The sequence below is a fragment of the Bacillus sp. AFS037270 genome (assembly GCF_002585305.1).
On sequence record NZ_NUNF01000023.1, the window covers coordinates 76405 to 90591 of the forward strand.

The 14187-nt window shown below is 38.2% G+C and carries 15 protein-coding genes; 7 read left to right on the forward strand and 8 right to left on the reverse strand.

Annotation, left to right across the window (positions count from 1 at the left end):
- The first annotated feature begins 5 nt into the window (after nt 1-5).
- The 6 genes from COD92_RS12215 (at nt 6) to fumC (ending at nt 6955) form a co-directional block, all read left to right on the forward strand.
- Nucleotides 6-230: a FeoA family protein gene (locus tag COD92_RS12215; RefSeq protein ID WP_098529731.1), complete on the forward strand. Its 225-nt coding sequence runs from the start codon at nt 6-8 to the stop codon at nt 228-230.
- Nucleotides 230-2233 (forward strand): ferrous iron transport protein B, encoded by a 2004-nt coding sequence (gene feoB, locus COD92_RS12220; RefSeq protein ID WP_098996361.1) that lies wholly within the window; start codon nt 230-232, stop codon nt 2231-2233. The genes COD92_RS12215 and feoB overlap by 1 nt, the downstream gene beginning before the upstream one ends.
- Before the next feature lie 21 nt (nt 2234-2254).
- Nucleotides 2255-2410 (forward strand): FeoB-associated Cys-rich membrane protein, encoded by a 156-nt coding sequence (locus COD92_RS12225; RefSeq protein ID WP_098529733.1) that lies wholly within the window; start codon nt 2255-2257, stop codon nt 2408-2410.
- A 160-nt stretch (nt 2411-2570) separates the two neighbouring features.
- Nucleotides 2571-3026, forward strand: a complete 456-nt coding sequence (locus COD92_RS12230; RefSeq protein ID WP_098996362.1) for a helix-turn-helix transcriptional regulator — start codon at nt 2571-2573, stop codon at nt 3024-3026.
- Nucleotides 3027-3162: 136 nt separating this feature from the next.
- Complete coding sequence (locus tag COD92_RS12235) at nt 3163-5202, forward strand: transglycosylase domain-containing protein (protein ID WP_098996363.1); 2040 nt, start codon at nt 3163-3165, stop codon at nt 5200-5202.
- A 328-nt stretch (nt 5203-5530) separates the two neighbouring features.
- Nucleotides 5531-6955 carry a class II fumarate hydratase gene (gene fumC, locus COD92_RS12240; RefSeq protein ID WP_176541165.1) on the forward strand — a complete coding sequence of 475 codons (1425 nt, stop codon included), beginning with the start codon at nt 5531-5533 and terminating at the stop codon, nt 6953-6955.
- A gap of 74 nt (nt 6956-7029) precedes the next feature.
- Here the strand turns inward: fumC and COD92_RS12245 are convergent, their stop codons facing one another.
- The gene (locus COD92_RS12245) at nt 7030-7236 is read right to left on the reverse strand and encodes an alpha/beta-type small acid-soluble spore protein (protein WP_098529737.1); all 207 of its coding nucleotides are present in this window, start codon (nt 7234-7236) and stop codon (nt 7030-7032) included.
- Between the two features lie 374 nt (nt 7237-7610).
- Between COD92_RS12245 and COD92_RS12250 the strand changes: the two genes are divergently transcribed.
- On the forward strand, nt 7611-7808 hold the full coding sequence (locus tag COD92_RS12250) for a hypothetical protein (protein WP_480254070.1): 198 nt from the start codon (nt 7611-7613) through the stop codon (nt 7806-7808).
- Between the two features lie 40 nt (nt 7809-7848).
- On the opposite strand, the gene COD92_RS12255 is transcribed toward COD92_RS12250, so the two are convergent.
- From COD92_RS12255 to COD92_RS12285, 7 genes are all read right to left on the reverse strand, one after another.
- Complete coding sequence (locus tag COD92_RS12255) at nt 7849-8961, reverse strand: ABC transporter ATP-binding protein (RefSeq protein WP_098529739.1); 1113 nt, start codon at nt 8959-8961, stop codon at nt 7849-7851.
- 107 nt (nt 8962-9068) lie between these two features.
- Nucleotides 9069-9971 (reverse strand): PucR family transcriptional regulator, encoded by a 903-nt coding sequence (locus COD92_RS12260; protein WP_098529740.1) that lies wholly within the window; start codon nt 9969-9971, stop codon nt 9069-9071.
- A 120-nt stretch (nt 9972-10091) separates the two neighbouring features.
- Nucleotides 10092-10277 (reverse strand): hypothetical protein, encoded by a 186-nt coding sequence (locus COD92_RS12265; RefSeq protein WP_098529804.1) that lies wholly within the window; start codon nt 10275-10277, stop codon nt 10092-10094.
- Nucleotides 10278-10412: 135 nt separating this feature from the next.
- Complete coding sequence (locus COD92_RS12270; RefSeq protein ID WP_098529741.1) at nt 10413-10622, reverse strand: YheE family protein; 210 nt, start codon at nt 10620-10622, stop codon at nt 10413-10415.
- A gap of 78 nt (nt 10623-10700) precedes the next feature.
- The gene (locus COD92_RS12275; protein ID WP_098529742.1) at nt 10701-11744 is read right to left on the reverse strand and encodes a YheC/YheD family endospore coat-associated protein; all 1044 of its coding nucleotides are present in this window, start codon (nt 11742-11744) and stop codon (nt 10701-10703) included.
- On the reverse strand, nt 11741-13105 hold the full coding sequence (locus COD92_RS12280) for a YheC/YheD family endospore coat-associated protein (protein ID WP_098529743.1): 1365 nt from the start codon (nt 13103-13105) through the stop codon (nt 11741-11743). Before COD92_RS12280 ends, COD92_RS12275 begins: the two co-directional genes overlap by 4 nt.
- Nucleotides 13083-14186, reverse strand: a complete 1104-nt coding sequence (locus COD92_RS12285) for a YheC/YheD family endospore coat-associated protein (protein ID WP_098529744.1) — start codon at nt 14184-14186, stop codon at nt 13083-13085. The genes COD92_RS12280 and COD92_RS12285 overlap by 23 nt, the downstream gene beginning before the upstream one ends.
- Nucleotide 14187 lies beyond the last annotated feature (1 nt).

Consider the following 14187-nt stretch of genomic DNA (forward strand, 5'->3'; position numbering starts at 1 on the left):
TATACATGTTTGGTTCTTTAAAAACAGGAGATAAAGGAAAAATAATTGATCTATCTCATGTTGGTCACCTCGTTCAAAGGCGCTTACTTGATTTAGGAATTACGGAAGGATCTGAAGTCTGTGTAAAATGTGTGATGCCATTTGGCGGCCCAATTATGATCGAATCCTGCGGTCAATGTGTTGGGATTCGCCGAAAAGAAGCCGTTCAGATTGAAGTGGAGAGAATATAATGGAAATCGCTCTTATTGGAAACCCGAATACTGGAAAAACTTCATTGTTTAATAATTTAACAGGTTCCTATGAGTATGTTGGCAACTGGAGCGGTGTAACCGTTGAAAAAAAAGTCGGAGTTTTCAAGAATAATATTGGACAATTAATAGATTTACCGGGAGTATACACTCTTAATCCTTTATCAAAGGATGAGGGGGTTGTAACTTCGTTCTTTTTAACTGAATCAGTTGACCGGTTATTAAATATTTTAGACGCATCACAATTAGAACGTAATTTACATTTAACACTTCAATTATTGGAGTTTGAGAAGCCTGCACTTATAGGTTTAAATATGATCGATGTTGCCAATAAACGCGGCATTCATGTTGATGCTCCGAAGTTGGCCAAAGTTCTAGGCGTTCCGGTTGTGCCTGTCGTGGCTCGGAGTGGAAAAGGGTGTGACAAGCTTGTAGATGTAATCTCTACAAAATCCATCCAGCCTGCCAATAAGCACCTAGTCTATTATGGCAAAGAGGTAGAAGAGGCGATTACGGCAATTACCGGTGAAATTAGTGGGAAGACCAGCCACTCTATTCGGTTTCTTGCTATTCAATATTTTGAGGGAAATCAATATGTTCAAAACTATGTAAACAGTATCGCCAATCCGCAAAGAATAAATGATATTGTGAGAAATTTGGAAAAAAAGCTTCAAGCACGATTGGATGGAAAGTCACTCTCCAATTTTATTTATTTAAAGCGAAAAGAAGTCATTGAAAAAATCGTTGCCGAAGTAGCAAGAAAAAGTGACTCGGTAATTCCATTGTCTGAAAAAATTGATAGCATTGTAACGAATCGCTTTCTTGGGATGCCAATCTTTTTGCTGCTCATGTATTTCATGTTTATGCTGACATTTGATTGGCTGGGCACGCCTTTATCAAATGTGCTCGATGCCTTATTAACGGGACCTGTCACGTCCGGGTTTGAGGCGGTCATAAGTTCTATTCATGCTTCAAATTTTATTCATGACTTAATTATTGAAGGGTTAGTAGCTGGGGTTGGCGGCGTACTTGTGTTTGTACCGCAAATCTTTATCCTGTTCTTCTTTATTTCCTTATTAGAAGACTCTGGTTACATGGCGCGCGTAGCCCTTGTAATGGACCGTATAATGGAATCAGTAGGATTAAATGGCAAAGCTTTTATCCCAATGATGATTGGATTTGGCTGTAATGTTCCTGGGATTATGGCGGCTAGAACGATTGAAACTCCTCGGGAGAGACTATTAACTATACTATTAACACCATTAATGTCATGCTCAGCCCGGTTACCGGTATACGCCTTATTTGTAGGAGCCTTTTTTGCAGGCCATAAGGCATTCGTTGTTCTTAGCCTATACGTGTTGGGAATTGTAGTAGCATTGACGTTAGCCAAAGTATTTTCTAAAACTCTACTAAAATCTGAAACATCTTTATTTGTTATTGAACTTCCTCCATACCGACTTCCACAGTTTCAATCATTATGGAGAAGTACTTGGGATAAAGGGAAAGGATTTGTTAGAAAGGCGGGAACATTTATTTTTGCCGGTTCCGTCTTTATCTGGCTATTATCTTATGCTGGTCCTAATGGTCTGAAGGTTGATATGGACCATAGCTATTTAGCTGCTGTTGGTAATATAATTGCACCTATTTTTGATCCGATTGGCTTTGGAACCTGGCAGGCATCTGCTTCGTTAATAACAGGTTTTCTGGCTAAAGAAGCGATCATTTCAACCATGAATATTATTTACTTCGTTCCAAATGATGCAAGCCTGCAAGGGTTATTGGCTAATTACTATACTCCGCTGGCAGCCTATAGCTTTATGGTCTTTATCCTATTGTATATTCCTTGTTTGGCAACGACGGCAACCATTTATAAGGAAACCGGTTCTAAGAAATGGACTGCTTTTTCAATGATTTATGCTTTCGTTATTGCTTATATATTATCCTTGGTCATTTACCAAGGAGGAAAACTATTTGGATTGATGTAAAATCTTGAAGGGGTGGACCTAATGATTGCGAGTATAATAATCGGTGTGGCTATTTTTGGATATGCTGCCTGGGCTTTAGTGAAATTCATTAATAAATCCAAAAAGGGAAAATGCGCCGCCTGTGATTTGAAAAATTCATGTTCCAGTCAGTGCGGTATCCCCCCACGAAATGCGTAAGCGCCCTGGTCAGCGGCGTATAGCCTGGGGTTAGATAAATTTCAAAGTTTAAGTACTTAAACTGCTATAGTGAAATATAGCAGTTTTTTTTCTTGAAATTTGAATAGTCCTATAAAGTTGTGTAAAATTACACTAGAAGAAATTGAAGGAAGGGCTTACTGTGACCAGGGATGAAATTATTATGCAGGTTTCTGAGAAGCTTCGGCTGATTAGGACAGAAGCAGGTTATACCCAGGATAAAATGGCTGATATTATCGGTATTTCGAAGAAAACCCTTGTACAAATTGAAAAAGGGAGGGTTCTAGCTGGCTGGTCGACAGTTGTTTCCATTTGTGCCCTTTTTCGAGAAACGGAAACCGTCCAATTTTTATTTGGAAATGAACCCCTTGAGGTATTAGAAACAGTTGCCCTAAACGGAATCGACCTTCGTAAAGCAAAAACCCTTGGCGGACGAGTTTGGTGGAGGGGAATTTCGAAAAAAAACGGCTTTATCCTTCAGCAAAATATATTAAGTAAGCATTTTCGGATTCTAGACGATCAAAACTATCGTATCTTTTCAAGCTTTGATGAAAAGCTTTCTAGACAACGCTTTAAAGAACTGGCAAATAGTGAATAATAATGCGAAAAAAAGATGAGGCCTCGGCCCATCTTTTTTTTCATAGTGATGTTTTTTTTTCCAAATTTTTATAAAGACTAATAAATAATCGAAAAGTATTCCTGTTAAAAGATTACAGCTAAAGGATGTCCTCATAGTGATATTTACAGATAAAGTAATCGGTCTTTTTAAGCAGTTGAGGAAGTGGCATTTGTTTCAAGTGATTTTGTTGTTGATATTGATTCTAGTGTTAGTCTTTTTCGGTCTTCTTTCTTATTTCTCAAAGGATGCAGATATTTCAGGATTAAAGAATGAGCTGCCACAGCCGACTGTTTTTTATGATGTAAGTGGAAAAATCGCCAGTAAGGTATCTGCTAATAAGAATGAAGGGGTTCCAATTAAGGAAGTCCCGAATTCCTTGAAGAATGCCATTATTTCGATTGAAGACCATCGATTTTACCAGCATAATGGAGTTGATTTAATCGGAACTTCACGTGCACTGTTTCGTGACCTGAAGGCAGGAGGGATGGTTGAAGGAGGCAGTACGATTACGCAGCAATTAACCAAAAATACGATTCTTACGTCAGAAAAGACACTGAAAAGAAAGTTACAAGAGGTATTTTTAGCCATTGCTGTTGAACATGAGTATTCTAAACAGGAAATCCTTCAAATGTACGTGAATCAAATTTACTTTGGTAATGGTGCCTATGGTGTTAAACAAGCGGCTAGCAAATACTTTGCGAAAGATGTGCAGGAATTATCAGTAAGTGAATCTGCCCTACTTGCCGGGTTAATTAAGGCGCCATCAGCTCTAAATCCCTATAAGCATATGGAAAAGGCAACAGCAAGACGCAATCTAGTCTTATCTGAAATGAAGAAGCAAGGTTTTATCGATAATGAGCAATATCAACAGGCAAAAGCGAACAAGGTTGTCTTAATGAATAGAGGAGGCGATCCGTTTCGTGGAAAATACCCTTATTACGTTGATCAAGTATTAGATGAGGCTGTAAAGCAATATGGCTTTACACAGGATGAATTATTAACTGGCGGTTTCCAAATTTATACGGAACTTGATCCAAAAATGCAAACCGCAATGGAAACAACCTATCAAAATAGCTCCCTATTTCCTAAAAGTACGGATCGCCTTGTCCAAAGCGGCGGTGTATTACTTGACCCAAAAACAGGCGGGATCAGGGCCATTGTTGGTGGAAGAGGAAAGCATACCTTTAGAGGGTATAACCGTGCTTCCCAACTAAAGGCACAGCCGGGCTCTTCGTTTAAGCCAATTGTTGTATATACACCAGCCCTAGAGCAAGGCTGGAAGATTACCGATATGCTAAAGGATAAACCAATGAAGTTTGGATCTTATCAGCCAAGTAATTATGACCATCAATATGCAGGTGAGGTTCCTATGTATGAAGCGGTAAAGGAATCAAAAAATGTTTCTGCTGTGTGGCTCTTAAATGAATTAGGGATTGAAAAGGGAGTTGATGCTGTTAAGCGGTTCGGGATTCCTTTGGATAAAGAGGATAATAATTTATCAATGGCTCTAGGCGGTTTGCATAAAGGGGTATCACCCTTAAATATGGCCGAGGCATTTTCTATTTTTCCTAATAAAGGAAGTCGGATTAAGGCGCATGTAATTAAAAAAATCGTTGATTCAGAGGGGAATGCAGTCGCCGAGTGGAAAGAAAAAAAGATCAGGGTAACATCAAAAGCTGTAACCGACAATATGACGACCATGCTTCTTGGTGTAGTGGAAGAAGGAACAGGAAAAGCAGCGCAAATCCCTGGCAGGGAAACAGCGGGGAAGACAGGATCTACGCAGGTACCAATTAAAGGAATAAACGGCTTGAAGGATCAATGGTTTGTCGGCTATACACCACAGTTAGTCGGTGCGATATGGGTCGGTTATGATAAAACAGACGCTGATCATTATATAACCCCAGCTAGTGGAACTGGTTCAGCTGTTGTCTTTCGTACAGTGATGGAAGAAGCATTAAAGGGCACCCCAAGCCAGCGTTTTAATGTCCCACATATCGCTCCATTGATAGAAAAAAGGAAAAAAGAAGAAGAGAAAAGTAATTTTCAAGAGCATTTCAACAATGAAGTCCAAAAGTGGGAAGACAGATGGAATAAACAAATCGAGAAGTGGAATAAAAAGTGGAAGAATAAAGGAAAAGGACCTATTGATTAACGAATTTGCCGGGAAGAGAGGGTTTTGCTTTAATGGATGTCTACCGGTCACTTCCTAAAAGCTATATATTCAAAAAAAATTCACTTCAAAGTCACAAAGGTGTAATTTTTATCACTTGCTGCATCCTGTCTTTATGATATTTTAAAAACAAAATCAAGGGGTGGGATGTATATGTCAGAATACTCGGTTGTACTAGCGATTGGTAGTTTTTTAATTCTTTCCTATTTTATTGGATATACACTCATTAAATCTTAGACTGCAGACATGTGTCTGTAGTTTTTTTTATTTAACAAAAGAAATCATTGCGATGTTAATAAATTAGGTAACAATGGATATATATATTGAAGTAGTCGAAAATGTGAGGTGGAAGGTTTTGGACAAATTTAGAATTGAGAAGGATACTCTAGGTGAAATTCGAGTTCCCGAAGATAAATATTGGGGAGCTCAGACACAGCGGAGCAAAGAAAATTTTAAAATTGGTGAAGAAAAAATGCCGATTGAAGTCATTTATGGGCTGGCATTTATTAAAAAAGCTGCGGCGATCGTTAATTCAAAATTAGGGAAGCTTGATGAAGTTAAAATGAGTATCATCGTAAACGTATGTAATGAGATACATAATGGGGATTATGATCAGCATTTTCCATTACTAGTTTGGCAAACCGGCAGTGGTACCCAATCTAATATGAATGTCAATGAAGTGATCGCCAATCGGGCAAACCAAAAACTTGTCGATATGGGAAGAGCAGAAAGAATTCATCCAAATGATGATGTAAATATGTCTCAAAGTTCGAATGATACTTTCCCAACAGCCATGCATATAGCAGCTTATATGAAAATTACAAGTCACTTAATCCCAGGGATTTTAGAACTGATAAATACTCTACAAGAAAAAGAGAAGTCTTTTGCTGACATAGTCAAAATAGGCAGAACCCATTTACAGGATGCAACCCCACTTACCCTTGGCCAGGAAATCAGCGGCTGGAGGGCGATGCTTGAAAAAGATGTACAGATGATTAAGGGAGCTTGCCTGCATCTATTGAATTTGGCAATAGGAGGAACAGCGGTAGGGACAGGCATTAATGCCCATCCACAATTTGGACAAATGATGGCTGAGGAACTTAGCAAGCTAACGAGTTATTCCTTTAAATCTTCAGATAATAAATTTCATGCACTGACAAGTCATGATGAAATTGTTTTTGTGCACGGTGCATTAAAAGCATTGGCTGCTGATTTAATGAAAATGGCTAATGATGTCCGTTGGCTTGCTAGTGGACCACGCAGTGGAATAGGTGAGATTAGTATTCCTGCAAATGAACCGGGAAGTTCCATTATGCCGGGAAAAGTCAATCCAACACAAAGCGAAGCCTTAACGATGGTTGCCTGCCAGATTTTTGGAAATGACGCTGCAATTGGTTTTGCTGCCAGTCAAGGTAATTTCGAGTTAAATGTCTTTAAACCAGTTATTATTTATAATCTCATTCAGACAATAAGGCTTCTTAGCGATGGGATTCGGTCCTTTAATGAAAATTGTGCAATAGGAATTGAAGCAAACGTAGAAAAGATTAAAAATAATGTGGAGCGGTCGTTAATGTTAGTTACAGCGCTTAATCCACATATTGGCTATGAAAAAGCAGCGGAAATTGCAAAGCTTGCTTTTAAGGAAAATAGTACCCTAAAAGAAGCAGCACTTAAAACGGGTTACGTAACGGAAGAACAATTTACTGAGTGGATCCAGCCTGAAAAGATGGTGTAACAGTGAAAGCCCCCTCCGTCAATAGGAGGGGGCTAAGCCATATTATTAATTTGTACAATAAAGTTTGTTAAAGATTAGCGTTGGAATCCGCCGCCAAGTTGAGATTCTGCCATAGCTACAAGACGCTTAGTGATTTCTCCTCCGACAGAACCGTTTGCACGTGAAGTAGTATCTGCACCAAGATTTACGCCAAACTCTTGAGCAATTTCATACTTCATTTGGTTAAGTGCTTGTTCTACGCCTGGTACTAAAAGTTGATTAGAGTTGTTGTTACTTGCCATAGTTGAATAACACTCCTCTTATTAATTTTGGGGTCAGTATGGAATTGAACCATAATATTGCCACCTGGCCTAACCCATATTATCAATGTTGCTGATAAAGAATATTAGTAATTGGAGATAATTCATTTTGGTTGGATGATCCGGAGTTGCACCGGATACTACCCTTGTTGTTGGCTTCATCCATCGGTGTAATTGTTGCTTTGTAATCTTTATTATGATTAATTTTTAGAGTTCTATTCAAAAAAATAAATTAGAAATTTATTCCATTACATATGAAGGTTAAGTTAACACAAACTAAGATTATCTTATAAATAAAAGGGTGAAGAATAGTGGCAATATGCCCGGTATGTAATGGATTAAGGGAAGTCTATTTAATGTGTACGAATTGCGGAGAACCTATGTTAGAAGCGGGGAGGCTCATTGATTTTTTTGATGATTACAGCCCCTATATGGAAATTGATTTAATGAAGCTTGAGGATGGATATCCAGATACGAATTCAGGTCAAAAGTGCCCGCATCTATATAGATGCCCGGCCTGTCATCATGATGAAGTGATTCTTATAAAAGAATAACCCCGTTACCTTAGATAACGGGGCAGATTCTCTTTAATATTTATCTTTCATTAATTGTTCTAATACGAGATTCCGTATCAGCATCAAAGAAATGTGCTTTATTTAAGTCAAAAGCAAGATCAACAGTTTGTCCAGGGTGAACATCAGCACGTGAATCTAAACGAGCAACGAAGTCCTGACCGCTGATACTAGAATATACCATTAATTCTGCACCAGTTAACTCGGCAACATCGATATTGGCTTTAATCTTTGTTCCAGCTGATGCTTCGATAAAGACAGGCTCATCATGGATATCTTCTGGACGTACGCCAAGGATTACTTCTTTTCCAACATAACCTTGCTCACGAAGGAATTTCATTTTTCCTTCTGGAACAGCAATCGTAGTATTACCGATCACAAATTTTCCATCTTGTAGTTTACCATTAAAGAAGTTCATTGCAGGTGAACCGATGAAGCCGCCAACAAAAACATTCTCAGGCTTTTCATATACTTCTTTAGGAGAACCAACCTGTTGGATAACACCGTCTTTCATAACTACCAAACGTGTTGCCATTGTCATCGCTTCTGTCTGGTCGTGGGTAACGTAGATAGTAGTAGTATCAAGACGGCGGTGAAGCTTAGCAATCTCTGCACGCATCGCAACACGAAGTTTAGCGTCCAGGTTTGATAATGGCTCGTCCATTAAGAATACTTTTGCGTCACGAACAATCGCACGGCCTAGGGCAACACGCTGACGCTGACCGCCTGAAAGTGCTTTTGGCTTACGAGTTAAATAAGCTTCTAAGCCAAGAATTTTTGCTGCTTCTTTAACACGACGGTCGATTTCATCTTTTGGAAATTTGCGTAACTTCAATCCGAAAGCCATGTTATCATATACAGTCATATGTGGATATAGAGCATAGTTTTGGAATACCATAGCGATATCACGGTCTTTAGGAGCTACATCGTTTACTCTTTTTCCATCAATGTAAAAGTCGCCTTTTGAGATATCTTCAAGTCCAGCGATCATTCGAAGTGTTGTAGATTTACCGCAGCCAGATGGACCTACAAACACGATAAATTCCTTATCTTCGATATGCAAGTTGAAATCCTGTACAGCCGTTACTTTATTATCGTAAATTTTATAAATATGATCTAATTTTAATTCAGCCATTTTTTTCTTCCTCCCTGTGTAAGTTGTATCTTTAGTTTACAGGGAATGAAAACATTTACATATGGACAGGTTGCACAAAAAGTGAAAACGCTTTTTTGGGCATGTTGTCATTTTTTTTGTTCATATAGGAGGCAGGCTAAGAAGACGGTAAAAGCTCCGTAAAAATCTTTGAGGCTAATACCTGTTTTTTCAACAAATTTATCAATTCGATACTGTAGCGTATTTCGATGAATATATAATTTTTTGGCTGTCATGCTGGCGTTTAAATTGTTTTCAAGAAAGACTTTAATCGTTGAAAACATTTCATAATCCTCGTTAAATAAGTCAATAATTTCTTGACTAACTTTTGCTTTTAATTCAGGGGGCAACTGATAGGCTAAATAGGCAGGTAATACCCGTTCAAACGTAAAGATATTAAATAAGCCCATTTGTGAAAGGGCAAATGTAAAATACTCTTTCTCTTGGTGAAATTTGCTAGGTAACTGCCCTGAAAAAAGGATTGGTTTACCGATGTAAAAAGAAATTTTTACATAAAAATCGCTTTCTAGTGTTTCGGACATTGAAAGGATCTCTTCCTCTGAAAGTGACATCGTATTCTTCTCTTCTATCACAATCCCTCGGCTTCCGCCTTCCCAAAAAATGATTATATCTTCAGTGAAAAAACCTTTCAAAGCTGATTCTATTTCAGGCTGATTTGTTTCAGCTCCGTTTATGTTGAATTGAATTATTCTTAGAGAATTTCCAGCTAAATGACTAGGCATGGGACCATTTGAATATAGAAAATCATGCCACGCTTTTACAGTTGGGTGGAGGTTTGAACTTGGAAATTCTACCAAAGTATAGAGTACTGTAAGGAGGTTTAATTCCCGTTCATTTAGCTCTGTTTTAGGAATTCCAATCCATTCATCCTCTGATTCACTGCAAAAGTAAAGAAACCGTTCTGATGGATTTTCAGGCTTGCTGGGAAAAAGGATGGAATTTTGATAGAGTGACAATAATTTTTTTATCATGTTTTATTTCCCCGTTTATTAAATTTTTCAGGCTTTAGGCAATATTATACCAATAGTGTGGCAGCGCATAAAAGATAAATGGCTGTACCTGTTAAATTATTAGGTACAGCCACTACACCATTATTCAATTTCTGCTGGTGGTTGTTCTTTAGGAAGATCATGCGCTTCTTCAATATTTGCAGCATCCTGGCGGGCATGGACTGAACCTCCGGACAAGCCTTCATTGATCATACGGTCTACATCTACATAAGCCTTATCTCTGCCTTCATAGGCTGATTCATTACTGGTTATATTATTTTTACTCATCACAGTCACCCTTTCCTCCTAAAAAATGAATCATTTGAATCATTATCCTTTTTGGCTCAGGGTATACTCCCTTGCACAATAAGAGATTATTACCTTAGTGTGAGGCAAAGGGTGAGAGTTCATGCATTTTTCTCTTTATTCATAAACATGAAAAAGCATTAATTCATGAATTTGGCTCTTTAATGGTTCAAGGTCCACTTGTTCTGGCGCAGTTCCAGTCCATTCAATGGTTCCAGTTTGGTGATAAATACCGGTATATCTCTTTTTTTTATAATAAAAGGAAATTGACCAGCCAGGAATATTTTGATTTGAAAATAACGGATTATATTGAAAGTGCATAAGCATGGGAAACATCCTCCTTAAAGACGGTTATAAGTATAGCTTACCTTGTCTTATAGATGATGGATATCCTTTTTTTAAAACTCAGGAAGATTCGTCTATTAGTTGGAGAAATAAGCGGCACAGGTTTTCGATTTTCCTTTCCTCAATATCCGTTTCATCAAAGCTCATCGGTTTTGAATTTACCTCATAAATATAATATCGACCTGTTTTACTTAATCCTGCGTCAATGGTAAACTCACCGAAGTAACCAAATTGCCTGGACAGTGATTTACCGATATTAGAAATAATCGTCTGAAAAAATTCATCATGCTCATTTGATTGCAACAGGTGATAGGGAAGGAGCCTGCCTCCTGTTGGGATATGAGTTGTGATTTCCTGCTCCTGGGAAAGCCGGATTCCCACACCTGTTAGAGTATAATTATCCTGATTGCCGTGTGCTAAGATACGAAAATCAAAACGTTTGCCTTCATACTCTGCCGAAAGAATTTCTTCCTGGGCTAGATATTGTTTCTTAAATAACTCTTCGGCCCATTTCTCCCAAAAATGAGTAAAGGATGGGTAGCTGTCTTGTTTATTAATGCCCTTAAGTTGAATTTCTGAAGGGCCGTTCAGTCTTAAACGAACAATACCTTTTCCCTTTGAGGATTGCGTAGGTTTTAAATAAATACCCCCGAATTTCTTTAGAAAGTCTAATAATTCATATTGCTCCTGCACAAGGATGGTTTCTGGTAAATACTCTCGAAGGATGCTATCCTTTTTTAATAATTGGAAAAGTTTATATTTATCGATAAAACAAGGATTAAAAAAAGGTATTTTCTTTTCCTGTAAGTACGCAAATAACCATTGACTCTTTTCATCTTTTTCTGAAGAACGAAACGGGATGCGATTATAGACAAGATCCGGGAGAGGAAAGGATCCTTTTTTCCAACAGTTTTCTTCAGGCGAATAGGAATATCCGTTTATATAATTAGTTTCCACTTCTTCCGGTATAAAGACAAAGCTTATTCCATTAAGTGAAATAAGCTTCTTTTGTAATTCTATAAAAAGTGGACCATTTCCGGCAATGGTTCCATCTGATTTACTTGCTGTCAAGATTCCAATCAATGGCGTGCTGTTACTTTTCATTTAAATAATTCCTCTGGATGTAATAAGGACTGCTCCGTTATAAAAACGGCAAAGGCAATCGATAATTTCCGGGTTAATAAATCAAATTCTTTTAATTCCGGATGACTAAAGATCGACCTGCCCGGTTTTGAATTTGCTTCAAAAAGCCAAACATCTCCGTTTCGGTCAATACCTAAATCAAAGCCAATCTCACCAATTATTCCTTCGATATTTTTATCGAGTGCTTTACTTAGCAAGAGCGCGGCGTTACTTAGTTTTTCACGATAAATTTCTGCTTCTTCCTTAGGGAAAATTTCGCCAATTGTTTTGATATCCCCGCCGCTTCGTGCGTGGGTGGTTACACTGCCTTGACCGGCAATTTTTCCGGCAATGGCTGTTACCTGCCATTCACCGTTTTCGTCCTTATTAGTATGAATGCGGAAATCAATCGAACGTTGATCATTTCTAAGCAGATGGATCCCTTGCTGGACTAACATTCTATCTAGTGATTGTGCTGCAAACACCGATTGGAATAATCGTTCCAAGCTTGAGTATTTACGTAAACGATTAACACCTGCTTCATCTTGATACCGGCAATAATAATCGTCAGTGTGTTTGTCATAGATGACTTGATGAACACCATGACCAAGACTGCCATTCTTTGGCTTTATAAAAATATGACCATACTTGGATAGCATCGTTTCGATTGAAGAAAAGGACGTAAATGGAAAAGTTTCTGGCAAGTAGGCTGTAACGGAAGAGTCTTGTTGCAGTCTTTCATAGATATCAAGTTTATTAAAGAAACCGGGATTGTACCAAGGAATCAGATATTCTTTTTGGAGACGATTTCTCACTTTAATTAATTTAGGATTTTCCTCACTTTTTCGATTCGGCAGGCGGTCATAGATAACATTTGGGAAAGGGACTTCGATTGTTTGCCAAACATTCTCTTCAAAAAAGTATCCTTCTATCGTACCCAACTCCCAATTAATATGCTGTTCCCCAAAAACAAAGGCAAGCGCACCGACAGAGCGATTTACAGAAAGGAGTTTCGCAAAAAACAAGGTCCTTTCACCAATAGGCTGTTCTGGGTATGAAGTAAAACCAGCAGTAAATATGCCAACTAACGGACCAATATAGAGAACCTCATCCTCTAGAAAGGCATGTAAGGGGACTTTAAAATAAGGAAACTGAATCGTCTCTTGGATTTTTCTGCTAATGACAATTCGGTCATTTTTATCAGGATGAGGAAAAAATTCCACATCCATTGATTTTGAGCCAAAAGCAATTCTTTTAATCTGTTTATCCTGAATTAAATTAGAAGGGCAAAAGACGATTAATTGATCATTTTGTGCAACTTCAATGAGATAATGTTTTCTCATAATAGACCTTCCTTTCCGTTTGATCCGTCTCTGAAAGGTATTTTCCGTAAAGGAGCGGTTTGGTGTATAGAGATTCTTGTAATTCAGGGTTTGTAGATAGTAGGACCTTCCTTCCTGGTTTAGAGTTTATATCAAGAATCCAGATCGATCCGTCTTTGGCAATGCCAATATCCACACCAATTTCAAATAGTGGCATAAACGCACTCTCTAAGGTAATAGGGAGGCAGTTGAGTATATAAGTAAGCTCCTCCCTTATATATTCAGCCTTAGCCGGCGGCAGGGAAACGAGCCACTCTTTAAAATTAATTACGGTCCCCCCGGCAGCTAGGTTTGATAGAATACCGCCCGTAGTTCCAATCCGAATTCCCCGCCCTTGTTCACCCCAGATTCCCAGCTCATTTTTTTGCAACAAAATCCGAATATCAAAGGGTTTGTGTTCCTTATTCGATAGCTCCAAATACGGTTGCAGCAGATAATGGCGCTGTTTCAATAAAAGTGTTAACCATTGAATAAGCCTTGCCTCATTTGGAAAAATCCGTGAAATAATTCTTTTTTGCTTTTCTGTTTTAACATGAATCGTCTTTTCATTTTTCTTTAAATAGTAAATACCGTACCCCTGGGAACCATTGATCGGTTTTAATATAATTTTTTTCTTTAAAGTAAGTTCCTTTAAAACACTTTCAACATCTGAGACAGCTTGTGTTGAAGGTAAATAGGAGGATAGGGCAGTAGTCTTTAAAGCTTGATATAGTTCGAATTTATTAGGTAAGCCATAGCCTAAAAATGTAATATCGCTACGGCTTTTTAACCAGGTTACGATGGGCAGGCATAGTTTGGAATGTTCCTCCTCTCCGTAAAAACATCGATCATAAATGATAGTTGGGACGGGTGCTTGGCAAGGGATCCAAGAGTTTGACTTTGAATCAAACCTCCTCCCTTTTACATGGAGGTCATGGGGATCGATATCGGATGGGATGAACCGGAATACCTCCATTCCCAATAACTCTGCACGTTTGGCCAACTCGTTTATATAAGCATTTTCACTTTCCATATTTAATGTCATAATACCAAATGTTAGCAAT